This is a genomic window from Haloterrigena alkaliphila (genome assembly GCF_017352155.2).
Taxonomy (GTDB): domain Archaea; phylum Halobacteriota; class Halobacteria; order Halobacteriales; family Natrialbaceae; genus Haloterrigena; species Haloterrigena alkaliphila.
In genome coordinates, this window is the sequence record NZ_CP071462.1 from 1,420,930 (window position 1) to 1,434,715 (window position 13,786).

Here is a 13,786-nt window from a genome sequence, read left to right on the forward strand (position 1 = left end):
GAAATAAGGAGCGAACGCGCTGAGACGCGCGTTCCGCACTCAGTACTGCTGTTCGTGAGCGTCCGCGCCGTCGAAGGAGACGAACTGTTCGCTGCCGGTCGAGGAGCGGTAGTTGGTGAGCCAGCGACGCAGGTCGTGGACGAACAGGGCGGGACTCTCGACGCGGAGGAGTCGTCCCGAGACGCTCATGCCGGTCGGCGATCGGAGCATGGCGATCAGCGACCACATCGTGCCGGCGGCCAGCGAGCCGAGCGCCGAGAAAGTCATTCCGAGCGTGAAGAAGGTCGCAGCGTAGACGAAACCGATCCCCATCGACGGGAGACTGGTGCCGAGGGGGACGCGGGAACTGGCGTCGCGGAGGGTCGGCGCCAGAAAGACGATCGAGAGGCCGCTTCCGAGCATGAAGATCAGGTCTTGCCACATCATACAACTTCTTACTCGGCCATGAGTTAAAACCTTCTCGATCTCGTAATTCGCCATTGAACCGGACGTTCACGGCTGTAAACGCGTTCTCGAGAACCGACGATACGCCGTGAACGACCGTGATGAATTCGGCCGGCTCGAGCGCGCTACTCGATGGTACGATCGAGTAATGGCGAACGGTCGCTCGAGAATTCGTCGGTGACCGGACGGAAAGGCGTCGTTACCGACCGCTCTCGGGAAGCACGCCCTCCTCGAGCAGCACCTCGCGGGCTTCGGCCATCGAGGTCACGACGACCTCGCAGTGGGGTTCGACGGCCGGTTTCGGCTCGAACCCGATCGAGAGGCCGGCGACCTCCAGCATCGGGAGGTCGTTCGCGCCGTCGCCGACCGCGACGGTGTCCGCGAGGTCGACGCCCACCTCGTCGGCGAGGTCCTCGAGCGCGTCGTCCTTGGTGCCCTCGATGAGCGGTCCCTCGACGGCGCCGGTGAGTTCTCCACCGCGCACGGGCAACCGGTTCGAGACGATGTGGTCGACGGAGACGTCCTCGCGCTCGAGGGCGGCCGCGACGCCGCGTTCGAAGCCGCCGGTGAGGATGGCGGTCGTGATGCCGGCGTCGTTCAACTCGGCGATGAGGTCGGCCGCCCCCTCGCGGAGTTCGACCTCGTCGAAGGCGGCCGTAGCGTCGTCTTCCGGGAGCCCCTCGAGCAGGGCCGCGCGCTTGCGGAGGCTCTCGGCGTAGTCGATTTCGTCGTTCATCGAGCGCTCGGTGATCTCGGCCATCTCGTCGGCGACCCCGCGGCGGTCGCCCAGCAACACGGTCATCTCGGAGTCGGAAAGCGTCCCGTCGAAGTCGAAAGCGACGACTGTCATCGCTCGGCGATTGTGCGGCCCCGGATAAACCAGTTCAGGTTTCGCGTCGGACGGGTCGCGCAGGTCCCCGTCGCCCGGACCGACCGGTTGGTTCCGAACCCGGACTGACCGAAACGTATTCCCGGTTCGCGTTCACCGTCGGATACATGTCTTCGGACCGACGTTTCGAGTACGAGAAGGGGCCTCGACTCGAGGAGGTGAACTCGAGCGGCGAGAGCGAGAGCGACGACGGGGCTGACGGCGGTGCGGACGAACGAGCCCGATCGGTCGGTCCGATTCCGGCCGTCCTCGCCGGGTTCGGTGCGGGCGCGACGGCGTTCGCGACCGTGTTGGCGGTACTCTATCAACTGGTCGCGTCGATGGACGCGGCGGGGTACTTCAGCAGCGGGGAAGCGGAACCGGGTCGGTGGGTGATGACGAGACTGATCGGCCTGGCGAACCACGGCGCGACGCTCGAAGTGGGCGGCGACCCCATCGAATCCGGAATCTCTATCAGACTCACGTCGCGTCTCGTCTCTCACGTCACGGCGCTGATTCCGGCCGCCGTTCTGCTCGCCGCGGGCTACCTCCTCGTGCGTCACGTCCGCCTCGAGACTCGTCGGGAGATCGGGCTCGCCGTCGGTTCGCTCGTCGCGAGCTACGTCGCCCTGGCCCTCGTCGTCGCGGGGACCACCGAGTGGACGCCCGAGGGCGACGACGTGGAGACGCTCGCCGTCGCGACCGACGTCGGGACGGCGGTGTCGATCACCAGGACCGCGCTCGTGTTCGTCGGCATCGGGGCCGCCATCGCCGCTCTGCCGCGTATCCTCGAGGCGGCGCCGCTCGACCTGGCCAGCGACGCCGACTGACCTCGTCGACCCGCCGCGCCGGGAGCCGGGGAATCGAACCGCCTTCGTAACGTTGACCAGCCGTCTCCTCCCAGATTCGTCGATGAGCGATCGGACGCGCCCGGGTGAGGCGACTCGATGACGGCCTCGAGCACGGGCCTCGAGGTCCTCGCGCTCGCCCTCCTGCCGGCGATCCTCTGGGGGTTCACGCCGATTTTCGACAAGCGGGGCATGGCCGCCGGCGGCGGCTCCGTGCAGGCGTCGCTGGTGGTGGTGGTCGTCGACTCCTCGCTGTACTGGCTCGCCATCGCCGTGCTCTACGGCCGCGCGGCGTTCTCGGGATTGACTCTCGAGACCGTCGCGGTGTTCGCCGTCGCGGGGATCGTCGGCACGGCGCTGGGGCGGATCACGATCTTCGTCGGCGTCGACAAGGTGGGAGCGAGCCTCAACAGCGCGATTCTCAGCACCCGACCGCTGTTCGCGACCCTGATCGCGCTCGTCTGGCTCGGCGAACCGCTGGGGCCGGTGACCGGCGTCGGCATCGTCGTTCTCGTGGCCGGCCTCGCCCTGTTGACCGTTTCGAGGGGCGGCGACCTGAGCGGCTGGGAGCCCCGGGAGCTGTGGTGGCCGATCGCCGCCGCCGCGACCTTCGCCGTCGCGAACGTCACGCGTCGGTACGGCATGCTCGAGACGCCGCTCTCCGCGCTCGAGGCGGTGGCGCTCAACGAGACCGCGGGACTGGTCGCGCTGGTCGCCTACGTCGTCGCGACCGGCGGCCGCGACGTGTTCGAGCGACCGCGGGCCTCCTACCGGTACTTCGCCGGCAGCGGCCTCCTGACCACGGTCGCGATGCTCTCGTTGATGGCCGCGCTCGGTCTCGAGGGCGGTCGGATCGCCCTCGTCGACCCGCTGGTGGCGACCGCGCCGTTCTTCACCCTCCTCTTCGCCGCCGTCCTCCTGCGGGACGTCGAGCGGGTGACGAAGGGCGTCGTCGCGGGCGCGGCGCTGATCGTCGTCGGAGCGGTGCTGATCACCGTCTGAGCGCCGATCGAGTTCCTGATGAGTAGGTTTAAGGGTAATTCATCGTAACGTGAACGGGACGATGTGGGGACGATCGCTCGTGGTGCTCGCCGGGGGACTGCTTCTCGTCGTCGCGGCCTCGATGGCGGCTCGAGGCGCAGCCGAACGCCGGGGTTAGTCGACGACGTCGACCGGGTCTCCGACGCGAAGCGTCGCCCCGCGGTCCGATTCCGGCACTCGAGCGATGAGCATCACCGTGTAGTAGTGGTCGAACGCCTCCTCGTCGACCCAGTCCGGAAACGTCTCTCGGCGCTTCTCGATAAATCGCTGCCGGAACTCGGGGATCGGCTCGCCCGTCTCGGGGTCGCGCTGGGGAACGACGCAGCGACCGCAGGGGGTGACGCCCTCGAAGCGGACGCCGCCGACCTCGAACGTCGGTGCGTCCGCGCCGACGAATCGGTCCACCCAGAACGGCTCGACGCCGCCGATCTCGACGTTCGCCCGCAGGCGCCGACGGGCGCCGTCGACGGTCATGCCCTCGTCGTCGAACCAGTCCGCGACCGTCTCGAGCGTCGCGGTGCTGATCACCGACGGCCCCATCTCGCGGCGATCAACGTATCCGAGTTCCCGGTCGCGCTCGAGCGTCAGGTCCGCGTCGAAGAAGTCGCCGAACCAGCCCTCGGCGCGGCCGCGATCCGCCTCGGTCTCGAGGTCGAAGCGAACGACCTCGCCGTCCGGTGCCGTGATCTCGAGTTCGCCGGTTTCCGGGTCGAAATCGGTCCGCAGGTCGTGAACGCGGTCGGTTCGATTCCCGTTGAGCACTTCTCCCTCGTCGTCAAACAGGGCGAACTCCCGGTCGCGCGCGAGGGTGCCGCCCTCGAGGACGGCGGCCGCCTCGCGGTCGATGCCGTCGAGTCCCTTGACTGGGTAGACCCTGAGTCGCTCGAGTCCTGCCATTGGTGAACTGTGCCTCGAGGGTCACATATAGGTGTTCGTTCGAACGTCATCGGCGACGAGCGCCCGACGGGCGCTCGCGATTCGCGGGAAATCGCGTGGCCGACCGCCGTCCGAACGCGGCGATCACGGCCACTGTGGACAATTTTTGCCAGCCCCGTCGACAACGGAAGCGTTTACCCGATGCGCCCGATTGTCTCGCGCATGAACGTACTGGTCACGGACCCGATCGCCGACGCGGGTCTGGACGTGCTCCGAGACGCCGGCCACGACGTCGAGACAGGCTACGACCTCGAGGGGGAGGCCCTCCTCGAGGCGGTATCGGACGCCCACGGGCTGATCGTCCGCTCCGGGACGGAGGTCACGGCCGAGGTGCTCGAGGCCGCCGAGGAACTGGTTATCGTCGGCCGCGCCGGTATCGGCGTCGACAACATCGACATCGAGGCCGCCACCGACGAGGGCGTCATCGTCGCTAACGCTCCAGAGGGCAACGTCCGCGCGGCGGCCGAACACACCGTCGCGATGACCTTCGCGGCCGCCCGCTCGATCCCGCAGGCACACATCCGCCTGAAGAACGGCGAGTGGGCCAAGAGTGACTACCTCGGCGCCGAACTCGACGGCAAGACGCTGGGCGTCATCGGCCTCGGACGGGTCGGCCAGGAGGTCGCCAAGAAACTCGACTCGCTGGGGATGGACATCGTCGCCTTCGACCCCTACATCTCCGAGGAGCGCGCCGAGCGCATCGGCGCCGAACTCGTCGAGTTCGAACCCTGCCTCGAGCGCGCGGACTTCCTGACGATCCACACGCCGCTGACCCCCGAGACCGAGGGGATGATCGGCGCCGAGGAACTCGACCTCCTCGAGGGCGGCTACCTCGTCAACGTCGGCCGCGGCGGCATCGTCCAGGAGGACGCGCTCGCGGCGAAAGTCGAGGACGGCACCCTCGCCGGCGCCGCGCTGGACGTCTTCGCCGAGGAACCGCTGTCGCCGGACTCGCCGCTGCTCGAGCACGACGACATCATCGTCACGCCCCATCTGGGCGCCTCGACGGAGGCCGCACAGGAGAACGTCGCCACCTCGACGGCCAGTCAGGTCAGCGCCGCGCTCGCCGGGGAACCGGTCGCGAACGCCCTGAACGCGCCGTCGATCGACGAGAGCGCGTTCCCGCGCCTCGAGCCCTACATCGACATCGCCGAGACCGCCGGCAAGATCGCGGCCCAGCTGCTCGAGGGTCGCATCGAGGACGTCGAGGTCGTCTACGAGGGCGACATCGCCGACGAGGACGTCGAGTTCGTCACCGCCAGCGCCCTGAAGGGCGTCTTCGAACCCCTCGAGTGGCAGGTCAACGCCGTCAACGCGCCCCAGATCGCCGAGGACCGTGGCGTCGACGTCACGGAGTCCAAGACTCGACAGGCCGAGGACTTCCAGAGCCTGATCTCCGTGACCGTCAGCAACGACGACGACGAGGTCTCCGTCGACGGCACCCTCTTCGCCGGCGACGACCCGCGGATCGTCCGCGTCGACGGCTACCGCGTCGACGCCATCCCCCACGGCAAGATGGTCGTCACGCGCAACACCGACGAACCCGGCGTCATCGGCCTCATCGGGAGCGTCATGGGCCAGCACGGCGTCAACATCGCCGGCATGTTCAACGCCCGCGAGACCATCGGCGGCGAGGCCCTGACCGTCTACAACGTCGACAGCGAGATTCCCGACGCCGCCCGCGAGGAACTCGAGGCCGACGAGCGCATCATCGGCCTCAACTACATCACGCTGAACGGCCAGGCCTGATCGGGTCGTTCGGCCACGTACGGTGTCGACCCCTTCACGGTCGTCTCGAGTCCGGTCTCGAGGGAAGCGTCTGCAGGCAGTTTCGGCAGTACGTGTAGAAGTGGTCGTTTTTCGTGTCGCACACTCGGCAGGTGACTGGCTTGTCGGTTCGGCTCCGAGAACTCATCACCGACGGCTCCGGCCTCGAGGCGGATAGCCGCCGCGCTGACGTTTGCAAGGCCGGGATCGCCGTCTCGCCGACCGGCGGACACTGGGCCGGCTTCCCGACGTCGACGCCGCGGCAAAAGACATATCGGCGTCCCAACCAACCCGCTAGCCATGGACGACGACGTTGCGGTCGACTTCGGCGAGGACGGCCTCGTCCCCGGCGTGGCACAGGACGCGGAGACCGGCGAGGTGCTCATGCTCGCGTACGTCTCCCCGGAGGCCCTCGAGCGCACGCGCGAAACGGGGGTGGCCCACTACTACTCCCGGAGCCGCGAGGAACTCTGGCAGAAGGGCCAGAGCAGCGGCCACGTCCAGGACGTCGAGGAGGTCCGAGTCGACTGCGACGCGGACACGCTGCTCTATCTGGTCGATCAGGAGGGCGGCGCCTGTCACACCGGCCATCGGTCGTGTTTTTACCGGACGATCGAGGGGGAGAACGTCGGCGAACGGGTGTTCGATCCCGACGCAGTATACGACGACTGACAGCCCATGAGCGAACGCGCCCACCGCGCCGGCACCGACGCCGGCTCCGGTTCCGGCGACGATCGAACCCCGCTCGAGACACTCGAGGCGGCCCGCGAGCGCTTCGAGCGGGCCGACGCGCGGATCGAGGACCACGGCGGCGACGCGGTCACGGCGGCCGCCGAGGCCTACCGGGACGCGACGACGCTGCTCGAGGACTACGTCGACCGGGCGACGGGTACCGGCCGGGAGAACTTCAAGGCCTACATCGAACTCGAGGGCCAGTTCGACTCGCTGGTCGAGAGCCTGGACGACGAGCTGAAAGGGCGGGAGGCCTTCGAGGAGGCGCTCGACGCGATCGACAAGCGCCGACTCAGCGAGGCGGACTTCGAACGGGCTCACGAGGCCCTCGAGCCCGCCGAACGGTACGCCGAGTTGCTCGACGAGCGCGAGGCCGCCCGCGAGGCGATCGACGAGGCGCGGACGGCCGCCGCCAAGCGCCGCCGGGAACTCGGTCGCGAGATCTCCGACCACGAGCGCCTGCTCGAACTCGGGAACGCCGACCTCGAGGCGCCGGTCGAGGACCTCCGCGAGCCCATCGCGGCGTACAACGAGGCCGTCGAGGCGGCGTTCGAGGAGTACCGTCTCGAGGCCTCCGCGCGCGAGGTGTTCGACCTGCTCGAACGGAGTCGCTGGTACCCCTTCGTCGACTACACCCAGCCGCCGGACGATCTGGCCGCCTACGTCCGCGAGGATCCGGCCGGCGAGTACACCATCCCGGAACTGCTCGAGTACGCCGACTACTCCCGGTCGAAACTCGAGCACTACGTCGACAGCGCGGACGAACTCAAGCGGCGGGTGGCGACCCAGCAGACGTTCCTCGACGGAATCGACGCCGCGCCGCTGACGATCCCGTGGCCGCCGGGGCGAGCGGGAGTCCTCCGGCGCCGGATCCGCGAACTCCGCCCCTTCGTCGCCCGCGTCGCCGACGAGGAGGTCGTCGCGACGCTGCGGTCGATCCGGCGGCTCACGACCGATCCCGGCTTCGAGTACGACCAGCTTCAGACCGCGGCGCAGGCGGTCGCCCAGCTCTCCGCCGACGAACGCGAGCGGCTGGCCGACGGCCGGGTCGCCGCCGAACTCGAGGCCATGCGGACCGAGCGGGAGGCCCTCGAGGCGGCGCTCGAGGTCGAAGATCCGGTCTGAAGACGAAACACGCAGCGAGTCTTACCGAACTCATTCTTCGGCCCGCTGTTCGTCCCGCGAATGATCAGTATCGGGACGCTACGGAGCGGACTCAGTCACTGCTGGGAGCGTAAACGAGAACGTCGATCCTTCACCAGGTTCGGACTCGACCCATATCTCCCCATCGTGACGTTCGATGATACGGTTACAAACTGCGAGGCCGATTCCCGTGCCTGCATAGTCCTCGCCGCCGTGCAACCCCTCGAAGACCTCGAATATCTGTTCGTGATCGTCGGGGTCGATGCCGATTCCCTGGTCGGCGACAGAGACGATCCACTCTTCGCCGTTCCGTTCGGCGGAGACCTGTATCCGCGGCGGCTCCTCACCGCTGAATTTGATCGCGTTCGACAACAGATTCTGGAACACCTGGCGCAACTGGTTTTCGTCCCCGATAACACGAGGAAGCCGATCGACGGTTATCTCGGCCCCGCTATCTTCGATCTTCATCCGTAAGTCCTCAGATACGTCGTCGAAAACGGCATCGAGATCGACCGGTTCGAACTCGTCGCCCATCGTCTCGATTCGGGAATACTGGAGCAGGCCGTCGATCATCGAGCGCATTCGCTCGGCTCCGTCCACGGCGTACTCGAAGAGTTCCTCCCCCTCCTCGTCGAGTTCGTCCCCGTATCGGCGTTCGATGAGCTGGAGGTAGGTAGAAACCATCCGCAGCGGTTCTTGCAGGTCGTGCGAGGCGGCGTAGGCGAATTGCTCCAGGCGCTCGTTCGATTCCTCGAGGTCGGCGACCAACTGTTCGAGTTTCGCCTCGTACTGCTTGCGCTCGGTGATGTCCTGAGTCATCGCTAAGATGGCGTAGACGTCGCCGTCCTCGTCGGTCAGCGGGTGTGTGCGGAACTCGAACGTTCGTCCCTGAATCTCCTGCTCGAATTTGGTCGGCTCTCCGTCGAGTGTCGTCCGGTAGTTCGGTTCGATGACCTGTAAGATATCATCCGAGTAGATGTCCTGTACCCGTTCACCGTGAAGATCAGCGGCGCTCAAGTCGACCTTCTCGAAGCCCTGCCCTGCAACGAGTGTATACCGCAGCTCGTCGTCCAGCAACCCGACCGCTCCGTTCGGAAAGTTCTCCGCGAGCGTGCGGTAGCGCTGCTCGGATTCTTCGAGTCGGGTGACGGTTTCTTCGAGTTCCGACTGTGTCTGCTGTAGCTCCTGGTTACGCTGCTCGAGCGTATACGTGCGCGTTTTGGCTCGCGCTTCGTGCCTACCAGCGCCAACGCCGGCGACGGCAGCGAGCGCCGGCAGGATGAGAAAGTTGTGGGCTGGATCGTTCAAATGAGCGACGAGACCGATGAAGACGAGGATACCGACCATTACTCCGACTGCGCGGAAACACCAGCTGGCGACGGTAGCGAAGAATTCGGGTCGAATATCGCTCTGCGGCAGGCGATAGCCCCAATAGAAGAGGATGAGTCCAGCCCCGCCGACCAGGATGGACACGATCAGTTCCTCCTCGAGTGGTGACCGTCGCGGACGTCTCACGAACGGCCACACGACACTCAGTACGATATAGACACTTCCGAGACCCAAGATGGCGCGCCGCCCGCCGATATCTGAGAAGACGTCAGTGAGAGACTTCATCGCTTACCGAAAATCACTCCAATTAGTTATGGTTGCTGAACCACGTCCGCGGTAGCCCCGTTTCCTCAGTGATAGAGACCTGATATGAGGGTCATTTTTCCCCTGAATATCGCGACATTCACACCCCTCGTCGAACACGCCGGGAAATTCGCGGACGATGTGAGCGAATCGGCTGGGGAGGTCGTGCTATTAACTAGCACGATCGAACCGGTCGCTTCCGTCTCGATTTCCACGGACGAACCGTTCAACTCGCGGAATCTCTTCCGATCGGGTCACTCCTCGCTCTCCTCGAGGCCCGCTTCGTCTTCGAAGTCCACGCGCGGAACGAACGGGCCGAAGTCGGCCGTTCGGGACGCGATCGAGGCGATCCGGAACGTGTAGACCAGCAAGACCGTAAACGGGAGGAAGACGAAGGTGACGACGCCGCTGACGACGAGCACGAGCACTGCGGGCGTTCCGACGGCCTCGATGATCATCGAGTACGTCATCAGGAAGATTCCGCCGCCGAGCAGCGTCGGAAAGCCGACGACCAGCAGCACCTTCGAGAGGTGCGCGAGTTCGTACTGCATGTACAGCGTCTTGAACGTCTGGCGAGCGATCGCGAGCTGGCCGAGCAACTCGACGATCGCGTCGAGCGTCTCGAGGTCGTCGTCCGAGAGCGCGTCGGCGTAGTGGGCCCGGATCTGCCGGGCCGCGTACAAGTGCGCCCCGTTGAAGTGGCCGAGCACCGCCGACAGCGTCTCGAAGGTGCCGAAGTCCGAGTCCTCGAGCGAGGCGGAGACGAGTTCGCCCTCGGTCTCGACCGCCTCGACGAACTCCCTGATGACGGCGGCGCGGTCCGGATCCGTCATTCGATCGGCGACCGTCTCCAGCCGCTCGGTCCGTTCGACGACGGTGTCGACGACGAGTTGCAGGAAGTCTGCGGGTGCGGCCGGGCTGACCGCCGTTTCCGTCAGGGATTCGATCTCCCGGCGGAAGGTCGCCATCGCCTCGAACCGATCCGAGAGGTCGCCCGGCCAGCCCAGTTCCTGCGAGAGGACCAGCTGGTTGATCGCGAGCACGATGGTGATGAAGGGGAGGGTCCCACCGACGATGGCCGCGACGAGCGTCGTCGCGGTGCCGGGGTCGGTGACCGGAATGTACCCCGCGAAGCCGATGGCGGCACACGCGGCGAAGACGACGAGCGAGAACAGTCCCGCGATCGCGTACCGGTTCCCGTCGAGCATCACCCACCGTTTGATCGGCGACTCGCGAAGCCGCTCGTGAACGAGATCGCTCCGACTCACCGCCTCGTCGATCCGTTCTTCCTCGTCGATCCCGGGCTCGTCCGCGTTCATGCCGTTGTTCTCAATGGTGTGTCGGAAAAGTGTGCGCACAGCTTCGGTTCCGAGTGCGTCTCCCGTCGATCGCGTCGATTCCGTGGCGTCCTCGCCGCGAGACGAACCGGCGGCTCGGGCCCGTCCTCGAGCCCCCGTCCTCGAGGCCACGACTGAAGGCGCCGTCCGTCGTAGGGCCGGTATGACCAGACACCTGCTCGTTCCGATGGACGACTCCGAACGGGCGCGAGCGGCGCTCGAGCACGCGCTCGCCGTCTTCCCGGACGACGAGATCACCGTGATCCACGCCATCGACGACCTCGAGGCGGGGTACGGCGGCGGCCAGCCGGTGACGTCCGACGACGCCGACGCGACCGAACCCGACTTCTTCGCCGACGTGCGGTCGATCGCCGCCGAGTACGACCGGACCGTCGAGACGGTCGTCGTCGAGGGGACGTCGGCCGACGCGATCCTCGAGTACGCCGACGAGGCGGGCGTCGACGGGATCGTGATGGGCAGCGAGGGCCGATCCGGCGTCTCCCGGATGCTGCTGGGGAGCGTCGCGGAGGCGGTCACGCGGCGCGCGTCGGTGCCGGTGACGATCGTTCCCTGATCGCCGCCGTCCGCTGCCCTCCACGTTCTCGGTCCGTCCCTCGGAAACCGACCGATCGTCCCGAATTAGCGCTCGAGACACTCGAGAAGTTGACAACTGTCGAACCGTCGGGTTTTTCGCCCGTCTCACGAATCGTCCGCCATGGACGATCGGACGGGGACCACGCTCCACACGGGCCTGCTCATCTCGACGACGGCCCTGATGGCGTGGCTCTCCGGCCTCCCGCTGCTCTTCCCGAGCCTCGGCCCCTCCGCGTTCGTGCTCGCGCTGTTTCAGGACAGCGAGGCGACCGCCCCGCGGCGGGTGATCGGCGGCCACGCGATCGGCGTCGCCGCCGGTCTGCTGGCCTACCACCTCCTCGGCGTCACCACTTCGATCACGGCCGGGGCCGATCCCGGCTCGCTCGAGGCCCTGCTGCTGGGCGCCAGCGGCGTCGCGGCCACGATGCTGACCGCGGGCGGGATGCTCGCGACCGACACCCGCCACCCGCCGGCCTGCGCGACGACGCTGATCGTCTCTCTCGGCCTGCTCTCGAGTCCCCTCGAGGGGGCGCTGATCGTCGCCACCGTCGTGGTGCTCGTCGTCGCCCACCAGCTCCTGCTCGCGACCGAACGGATCGGCGCGCGCTACGGCGAGCGACTTCGATCGTAGGAACCGGTATTTTCGTCGGGCATCTTAACGCCGTGATGAGACCGTCGTCGGGGGTGAGCGGTCGACTCGTCGAATGTACTCTCGTTTTCGGAGGGATCTGACTGCGATCTGACTGACTCGAGTAGAACGGGTGATTCGAACGATCCGCTCACACTGGCAACGGGGAGTCGCCACGCCCTCCCCAGCCGATTCGCTCACTCGCAAGCTCGTTCGCTCATCCCTCGCGCGCTATCGCCGGCCGACAGCGCGCGCCACCGCGCACGGCTTGATCCGTTCCGAAATAGCGATTCAGTACCTGGCGCGGTATCTGAGCGATCGAAATAGCGTTCGAAAACGACTGACGGGCGTCCGAATCAGACCTCGACGGACGGCCGACTCAGGCCTCGGCCTTCGCCTCGGCCAGCGTCTCGTACATCTCGTCAGCGAGTTCGCGGGCGCGGTCGGCGTTGCGGGCCTCGGCGTAGATGCGGACGAGCGGTTCGGTGCCGGAGGGGCGGGCGAGCACCCACGCGTCGCCGTGGTCCAGCCGGTAGCCGTCGCGCGTGTTGAGTTCGGCGTCGGCGGCGTGTGCGTGGTTCGCCGCGGCGTCTAACATCGCGTCGCGTTCGGCCGTCGACTCGTACTCGATGTTGTGACGAACGTTCGCGTAGTCGTCGTAAGGGGCGACGATCTCGCTGACCGGTCGCCGGGCGACGAGTTCGAGGAACCGCGCGGCGGTGAATGCGCCGTCCCGGGTCAGCCGGTAGGCCGGGAAGAAGATCCCCCCGTTGCCCTCGCCGGCGATCGGGACGCGCTGGCCGTTGGCCTCGAGTTCCTCGATCCGGGTGATGATGTTCGTCGAGCCGATGGGGGTGAGTTCGAGGTCGGCGCCGACCTCGTTTACCACGTCGACCAGCCGTTGGGAGACGTTGACCGCCGAGACGGTGGTGTCGCCGGCCTCGAGTTCGGCCGCGGCGAGGGCCGCCAGCGCGGCGTCGCCCTCGACGTACTCGCCGGTCTCGTCGTAGAAGATGGCGCGGTCGGCGTCGCCGTCGTGGGCGATCCCGACGTCGGCGTCCGTGGCCCGGACCAGTTGCCCGAGATCCTCGAGGTTCTCGGGGACGGGTTCCGGATCGCGACCGGGGAAGTGGCCGTCGGGCTGGCCGTTGACGGTGACGACGCGACAGCCCAGTTCGCGGAAGAACTCGGGGCTGGTGAGCGCGCCGGCGCCGTGGCCCGGATCGAGCGCGACGGTGAGGTCGGCGTCGGCGACGGCCTCGCTTTCGGCCGCCGCGAGCAGTTCGTCGACGTAGGTCGCCCTGACGCCCTCGACCTCGCGAACGCGGCCGGTCCGGTTCCACGGAGCCACGTCGAACCCCTCCGCGAGCAGCACTTGCTCGATCTCCTCGAGGTCCGAGACCGCGAGTTCGATCCCGTCGCTGCCGACGAGTTTGACGCCGTTGTACTGGGGCGGGTTGTGCGAGGCCGTGATCACTATGACGGGGATCCGTTCCCGGTCGGCGTAGGCTTGTGCGCCCGGCGTGGGAACGATCCCGAGCCGGTCGACGTCCGTACCCGTACTCGCGAGCCCGCTGGCGGCCGCGTCGGCCAACATCCGGCCGGTGTACCGCGTGTCGCGCGCGATCCCCACCCGGTCGACTCCCCAGGCCGTACCGGCCGCCTTCGCGACTCGAAGGACGAATTCGGGCGTCAGCTCTTCGTTGGCGACGCCGCGCGTCCCGCTCGATCCGAACACTTGCATCGGTCGCTAGTCCGACCGGACACCTCAAAGGGATTCCGGAGCAGACGGAACCCTTTCGGCGCGCGGTCCCGA

General features: G+C 67.1%; 14 protein-coding genes. 7 read left to right on the plus strand and 7 right to left on the minus strand.

The window, feature by feature from the left end; all coding sequences use genetic code 11:
• Window positions 1–39: 39 nt before the first annotated feature.
• Both J0X25_RS25725 and serB read right to left on the minus strand, forming a co-directional pair.
• On the minus strand, window positions 40–426 hold the full coding sequence (locus tag J0X25_RS25725; protein WP_207290393.1) for a hypothetical protein: 387 nt from the start codon (window positions 424–426) through the stop codon (window positions 40–42).
• 217 nt (window positions 427–643) lie between these two features.
• Window positions 644–1,294: a phosphoserine phosphatase SerB gene (serB, locus tag J0X25_RS25730; protein WP_207290394.1), complete on the minus strand. Its 651-nt coding sequence runs from the start codon at window positions 1,292–1,294 to the stop codon at window positions 644–646.
• A gap of 146 nt (window positions 1,295–1,440) precedes the next feature.
• Here serB and J0X25_RS25735 point away from each other — a divergent pair, with 146 nt between their 5' ends.
• Complete coding sequence (locus J0X25_RS25735) at window positions 1,441–2,142, plus strand: DUF7978 family protein (protein WP_207290395.1); 702 nt, start codon at window positions 1,441–1,443, stop codon at window positions 2,140–2,142.
• Between the two features lie 117 nt (window positions 2,143–2,259).
• A complete protein-coding gene (locus tag J0X25_RS25740) occupies window positions 2,260–3,162 on the plus strand; it encodes a DMT family transporter (RefSeq protein WP_207290396.1) in 903 nt (300 codons plus the stop codon).
• A 153-nt stretch (window positions 3,163–3,315) separates the two neighbouring features.
• Here the strand turns inward: J0X25_RS25740 and J0X25_RS25745 are convergent, their stop codons facing one another.
• Window positions 3,316–4,098, minus strand: coding sequence for an MOSC domain-containing protein (locus J0X25_RS25745; protein WP_207290397.1), 783 nt, complete (start codon window positions 4,096–4,098; stop codon window positions 3,316–3,318).
• Window positions 4,099–4,299: 201 nt separating this feature from the next.
• Between J0X25_RS25745 and serA the strand changes: the two genes are divergently transcribed.
• Window positions 4,300–5,886, plus strand: coding sequence for a phosphoglycerate dehydrogenase (gene serA, locus J0X25_RS25750; protein WP_207290398.1), 1,587 nt, complete (start codon window positions 4,300–4,302; stop codon window positions 5,884–5,886).
• A 34-nt stretch (window positions 5,887–5,920) separates the two neighbouring features.
• Here the strand turns inward: serA and J0X25_RS39985 are convergent, their stop codons facing one another.
• Entirely contained in the window at window positions 5,921–6,052 is a 132-nt protein-coding gene (locus J0X25_RS39985) for a DUF7577 domain-containing protein (protein ID WP_425600927.1), read from the minus strand.
• A 152-nt stretch (window positions 6,053–6,204) separates the two neighbouring features.
• On the opposite strand from J0X25_RS39985, the gene hisI reads away from it, so the two are divergent.
• Window positions 6,205–6,576: a phosphoribosyl-AMP cyclohydrolase gene (hisI, locus tag J0X25_RS25755; protein WP_207290399.1), complete on the plus strand. Its 372-nt coding sequence runs from the start codon at window positions 6,205–6,207 to the stop codon at window positions 6,574–6,576.
• Window positions 6,577–6,582: 6 nt separating this feature from the next.
• A complete protein-coding gene (locus J0X25_RS25760) occupies window positions 6,583–7,761 on the plus strand; it encodes a DUF7118 family protein (protein ID WP_207290400.1) in 1,179 nt (392 codons plus the stop codon).
• Between the two features lie 78 nt (window positions 7,762–7,839).
• Here the strand turns inward: J0X25_RS25760 and J0X25_RS25765 are convergent, their stop codons facing one another.
• Entirely contained in the window at window positions 7,840–9,393 is a 1,554-nt protein-coding gene (locus J0X25_RS25765) for a sensor histidine kinase (RefSeq protein ID WP_345778475.1), read from the minus strand.
• Between the two features lie 272 nt (window positions 9,394–9,665).
• On the minus strand, window positions 9,666–10,730 hold the full coding sequence (locus J0X25_RS25775) for a DUF7972 family membrane protein (protein ID WP_207290401.1): 1,065 nt from the start codon (window positions 10,728–10,730) through the stop codon (window positions 9,666–9,668).
• 181 nt (window positions 10,731–10,911) lie between these two features.
• Between J0X25_RS25775 and J0X25_RS25780 the strand changes: the two genes are divergently transcribed.
• Together J0X25_RS25780 and J0X25_RS25785 are read left to right on the plus strand one after the other, a co-directional pair.
• Complete coding sequence (locus J0X25_RS25780) at window positions 10,912–11,322, plus strand: universal stress protein (protein WP_207290402.1); 411 nt, start codon at window positions 10,912–10,914, stop codon at window positions 11,320–11,322.
• 141 nt (window positions 11,323–11,463) lie between these two features.
• On the plus strand, window positions 11,464–11,973 hold the full coding sequence (locus J0X25_RS25785) for an HPP family protein (protein WP_207290403.1): 510 nt from the start codon (window positions 11,464–11,466) through the stop codon (window positions 11,971–11,973).
• Window positions 11,974–12,349: 376 nt separating this feature from the next.
• Here J0X25_RS25785 and glmM read toward each other — a convergent pair whose 3' ends face one another.
• Window positions 12,350–13,714, minus strand: coding sequence for a phosphoglucosamine mutase (gene glmM / locus J0X25_RS25790; protein WP_207290404.1), 1,365 nt, complete (start codon window positions 13,712–13,714; stop codon window positions 12,350–12,352).
• Window positions 13,715–13,786 lie beyond the last annotated feature (72 nt).